Raw genomic sequence first — 5,350 nt, 5'->3', positions numbered from 1 at the left:
TATTGTGGTGTTGAACAGCAGCACAATTAGATTTTAATTATCCATTAACTATTATTTATTACCCATTATATATCACCTATTACCTATTAACTATTACCTATTAACTATTAACAGACACTCATTATTAGTATTAATTAACAGACGACAACGCATCCACTAAAGCCGCTGAGCGAATTGAGCGACCAAAGTGATACTGAGCGTAGTCTCTTAAAATTCGCTCCAACTTCACCCATAGTGAATCTACAGACTCAGCCGCCTTCCACCCTCCCAATTGGTCTTTTAATAGTGTACTCAGCTGAGGTAATTCAGCAGCTGCCAGTTGTTGAAGCAGAGTTAACTCCAGAGCATTCAGCTTATGATTTACTCGTGGAGGAGGGGGTAGGATGACATCAGTATCAGGGTTGTCAATGGTTTCAGTCAAGGTCTGTTCTTGATTCGGAATAGTTTGATTAGGTAAATGGTTCCGATTGGACTGATTACTGACTAAACTAATAGTTCCACCAGCTTCTACACTAAAACCAACCCGCCAATTCGGGTCAGTTAAATCTGGTCTTAAACTGTGTTGTGTGATACAACACAATTGTACTTGAGGTGCAATTCCGGCCAGGGCAAGCAGGTGAAAGACACCATGGGACAAATGAGCTAACACTAAAGACAACCCTGAGGGATTAGCCGTAATTTTAGGTAACTGCTCAAGACGCCGTAGATGTTCATTAAGTAGTTCGTAGAGTTCTTCCTGAGGCTGCTCACTCAAAGCATGACAGAGAACTAATTCTGCCAGATACTGGCTAGCTGCCAGTTTACTGAGCTCCTGACTCAATCCTCGGTAAGATTCGGTAGTTTCTGCTTGGATAATTTTATCTAGCGATCGCCCTTTTGCCAGCAGTAGTTGATTGACCACAAACAAACCACTCCTACCACCTAACTTCGATTTCTGCTTCCTTGCCCCTGGTGCCACTACCCGAATCAGACCCAACTCCCTAGTTAAAATTGTCACCAACCTGTCCGCTTCCCCCAGCGGTATACTTTTCAGATTAATTCCAGTGGCTTTGTAGGTTTGACTCATTAGTCATTATTACTTGCTAATTTTTAAGTTTAATTCTTAATTTTTAATTTTTAATTTTTAATTCTTAATTTTTAATTCTTAATTTTTAATTCTTAATTCTTAATTTCCAGGTTATCCCGTTGTCGCAGCAAGTCAGGACCACGGGAGGTGCCTAATCTAGTTGCTCCAGCAATGACTAAATCGAAAGCTTGCTCGATGGTTCGGATACCTCCTGATGCCTTGATTCCAACTTGTCCCTTAGTCACTTTTTTCAACAATCGGACATCATCAACTGTGGCACCACCATTCCAGCCAGTGCTGGTTTTGATAAATTGCGCCCCAGCATCCATACAGATTTCCGCAGCAAGACGTTTTTCCGTATCACTCAGCACAGTAGTTTCCAAGATTACTTTGACAGTTTTACCCGTTTCTTCACAGATTTGGGCAATTTCTTGGTAAAGTTCCTCTGTTTTACCCACTTTCAAAGCACCGAGGTGAATCATTACATCTAGCTCTGTCGCTCCATTTTCCACTGCCTCTTGGGCTTCATAAAGCTTAGCAGTGGGTGTTGTAGCACCGATCGGAAAACCAATGACAGTACAAACCTTTGGTACTCTACTGTGGAGGAGTTCAGCCGCTTGTTTAACGTAAACTGGCGGGACACACACTGTAGCAAACTTATATTGGTCTGCCTCTTGACACCATTTTTCCACCTGCTCTGGTGTAGCCGTGGGAATAAGCAGGGCATGGTCGATTAGGGGAGCAATATCAATGTCTGGATAGTCTATATCCATCGCTAGGCTTTATTTGAGACTCCTATATCATTATTTATCAAAATTTATCAAAAAATTAAGATACTTAAGGAAAAATCAACCGTAAGTATTCAGCGGTCAGCGGTCAGCCGTTGGCCAAGACCACGCTACGCGGCTGATAGCTGATAGCACCATCTGTAACGGATAAGCTGATATCTGAATCCTGAATGCTGATAGCTGAATGCTTACAATCAACCAAAGCACAACTCTAACAGTTAACCGTCAACGGTCAACTGTCCCCAACCTGATTCAACCGTCCCTTCTTGATGCAGCATTGCTGCATGCCTAACAAGGCTGCTGTCACCCCGTCAGATTAAAAACTTATCCGTTGCTTCGAGCAAAGCACTGCGGATACCTGGTTCTGCCATGGAATGACCGGCATCAGGTACCACAATCAACTCAGCTTCTGGCCAAGCCCGATGTAATTCCCAAGCTGATACCATCGGACAAACCACATCATAGCGTCCTTGGACAATCACTCCAGGGATAGATTTAATCCGATCTACATTCCTCAGTAACTGGTCTTCTCGTTCAAAAAAGCCTTTATTGACAAAGTAATGACACTCAATTCTGGCAAAGGCATCAGCAAATTCACCCTCACCAAACTTTTGGATTAGGGTTGGGTCTTGGAAGAGTTTACTAGTACTTGCTTCCCAAATTGACCAAGCCCGAGCTGCTGAATTGCGGGTTTGAGGATCCGGACTGGTCAACCGTCGATAGTAAGCAGAAATTAGATCATGGCGTTCTGCTTCTGGAATCGGCTTGATATAGTCTTCCCAAGCATCAGGAAAAATATAGCTTGTTCCCTCCTGATAGAACCAACGAATTTCCTTTTGCCTGAGCATAAAAATGCCGCGCAATATCAGTCCTAGACAGCGTTCAGGATGGGTTTGACTATAGGCTAAAGACAGAGTACTACCCCAACTACCCCCAAAAACTACCCACTGCTCAATACCCAGTTTTACTCGCAGTTTTTCGATATCACTAACTAAATCCCAGGTAGTGTTCTGCTCAAGTTCAGCATGGGGGATACTTTTACCACAACCCCGTTGATCAAACATCACAATTCGCCATTTCTGTGGGTCAAAGTATTGGCGATAAACCGGTTGGCTACCACCTCCTGGTCCTCCGTGTAACACCACTACTGGCTGACCTTGTGGGTTACCCGACTCTTCAAAATAAATGGTGTGTAGGTTAGAAACTGTTAGGGTTTGCTGGTTGTAAGGTTCGATGGGGGGATAGAGTTCTCGCATAGTTGTGCCTTGGGGTTACAGTTACGATTACATAAAGTACATACAAAAGCAATGATCTCCAAACCTCTATGGTGAAAGTAATATGCTATTAATCCGGCTTAGCTGAGTGTTAGCTGTTCACAGTCAACCGTCAACCGTCAACCGTCAACCATCAAATGATCAAAGAGTTTCTCAAGCGGAACAAATCCCTTCATCGCAGGGTTAAGCTCTATAAGCGTAGACAGCGCATTATTCGAGATCAGCCAAGGTGGGATTTGGTCTTGAAAGGGTCTCTAAACCAATGGCAAAATGCCCTAAAGGCTGCCCAAACTGGCACTAAGATTCTGGTAGCTACTAGTGTGGGTGGGGAAATTCATTCCATCACTTTAGAAAGTCTACTAGCAGTAGGGTTAACCCTCAGGGGTGCTCAAGTTCACATTTTGCTCTGTGATGGTATTTTACCAGCTTGTTTTTGGTGTGATGTCAGTTTTTATCCCAAACAGGACTTGTTTGTAAACTATGGTCCTAAACGTGACTTGTGTAACGACTGCTTTCCCCTAGCCGATGGGATCTATAAGCCCCTAGGATTAACTATCCATCGCTACAGTGACTTTCTCACAGATACAGATTACCAACAGGCCAAGGATATAGCTAGCAGTCTCACCATTGCTGAAATTGAAAAGTACACCCTAAATGGGGTAGCTGTGGGGGAACACGCTTTAGCAGGAGCTCTGCGATTTTATGCTCGTGCTTCCCTGGAAGGGGAACCCAATGCTGAGCCGATTCTCAAGCGTTACTTCCAAGCGGCAATCCTGACCACTTGGGCGACCCGTCGGCTGCTGCAAACCGTTAAGGTTGAGTGTGCTGTATTTAACCATGGGATTTATGTTCCTCAGGGGTTGACTGGTGAAGTAGCCCGTCAAGAAGGGGTGCGGGTGGTCAACTGGAATCCTGCTTATCGCAAACAGTGCTTTATCTTTAGTCACCATGAAACCTATCATCACCAGCTGATGTGGGAGCCAGTAAGTAATTGGGAAACTATACCGTGGACTTCCCAGATGGAACAGCAGTTGATGGACTATTTGAAAAGTCGCTGGCAAGGAACTCAGGATTGGATTTGGTTCCATGAAAGTCCTCAATTTGACCTGACCAAAATTACTGATGCGGTAGGAGTAGACTTTTCTCGTCCTTGTATTGGGTTACTGACTAATGTGATGTGGGATGCTCAACTCCATTACCCAGTTAATGCTTTTCCTAATATGCTGGAATGGGTATTGACAACTATTCGGTATTTTGCTATAAGACCAGAGTTACAGTTGTTAATTCGGATCCACCCAGCAGAAATTCGAGGGACTTTGCGATCGCGTCAACCCTTGTTTGAAGAAATTCGTCAGGTTTTCCCCACTCTCCCTCCAAATGTGTTTGTGATTCCCCCAGAAAGTCCCGTTAGCACCTATGCTGCTATCCTCCAATGTAATGCTGCTCTAATCTACGGCACTAAAATGGGTGTAGAGTTGACTAGCATGGGCATACCTGTAATTGTTGCAGGAGAAGCGTGGATTCGTAATAAAGGCATCACTATGGATGCCAGTTCTGTAGAGGAGTATGTTCAGTATTTAGATCAGTTACCCCTAGGGGATGGCTTACCTGAGGCAATCATAAAACGAGCAAGAAAGTATGCCTATCACTTTTTCTTCCGCCGCATGATTCCTCTAGAGATGACCACCGAAGCTAGTAATCCATCGGAATTTAAACTTCAGGTATCTGATGTCAATGAATTAATTCCTGGTAAAAGTAAAGGATTAGATGTTATCTGTGACGGCATCTTGACCGGAACAGAGTTTATATATACTAATTAGTTAATTACCAAGTACAAATTATAATTATACTTGGTAATTAACTAATGATTACACTATGATCAAAATTGCTGTTGATGCTACACCAATCCGCCATAGGTTAAGTGGCATTGGGATGTATGCCTTAAATTTAATTCAGGCACTCCATAAGCTACAAGGTCAGGAAGACTTTCAGTTAAGCCTCGCCTATCAACCAAGTGTAAGAAAATGGTTATCTCGTGATTGGTCATTTCTTGAAGTGCTAACTAGGCATTTAGAGATTCAAAATCTAGAGATTAAAACTATACCGTTACCGGTTACCCTCTCTAGTTTACTAGCTACTATACCTAATCCCATCTTACCTTATTGTGAGCAAGCTTTTTTGACAGGGATAAACGACATGGTCAGTACCATGGACGATATCAG

4 protein-coding genes and 1 pseudogene are annotated in these 5,350 nt (G+C 43.3%); 2 read left to right on the top strand and 3 right to left on the bottom strand.

Annotated elements, in window-relative coordinates:
• Positions 1 to 130: 130 nt before the first annotated feature.
• The 3 genes from recO to pip all read right to left on the bottom strand — a co-directional run bounded on the left by recO (position 131) and on the right by pip (position 3,110).
• Positions 131 to 1,066, bottom strand: a complete 936-nt coding sequence (recO, locus tag F6J94_RS29725; RefSeq protein WP_293046900.1) for a DNA repair protein RecO — start codon at positions 1,064 to 1,066, stop codon at positions 131 to 133.
• Between the two features lie 92 nt (positions 1,067 to 1,158).
• Positions 1,159 to 1,839 carry a deoxyribose-phosphate aldolase gene (deoC, locus tag F6J94_RS29720; RefSeq protein WP_293046897.1) on the bottom strand — a complete coding sequence of 227 codons (681 nt, stop codon included), beginning with the start codon at positions 1,837 to 1,839 and terminating at the stop codon, positions 1,159 to 1,161.
• 326 nt (positions 1,840 to 2,165) lie between these two features.
• A complete protein-coding gene (pip, locus tag F6J94_RS29715; RefSeq protein WP_293046895.1) occupies positions 2,166 to 3,110 on the bottom strand; it encodes a prolyl aminopeptidase in 945 nt (314 codons plus the stop codon).
• Positions 3,111 to 3,265: 155 nt separating this feature from the next.
• On the opposite strand from pip, the gene F6J94_RS29710 reads away from it, so the two are divergent.
• Together F6J94_RS29710 and F6J94_RS29705 are read left to right on the top strand one after the other, a co-directional pair.
• Positions 3,266 to 4,948: a capsule biosynthesis protein gene (locus tag F6J94_RS29710; RefSeq protein ID WP_293046893.1), complete on the top strand. Its 1,683-nt coding sequence runs from the start codon at positions 3,266 to 3,268 to the stop codon at positions 4,946 to 4,948.
• A 55-nt stretch (positions 4,949 to 5,003) separates the two neighbouring features.
• Positions 5,004 to 5,350: pseudogene (locus tag F6J94_RS29705) on the top strand (glycosyltransferase family 1 protein); the annotation flags it as partial.

This window comes from Moorena sp. SIO1F2, from assembly GCF_010672755.1.
GTDB lineage: Bacteria > Cyanobacteriota > Cyanobacteriia > Cyanobacteriales > Coleofasciculaceae > Moorena.
This window is presented reverse-complemented; position numbering and strand designations above follow the sequence as displayed.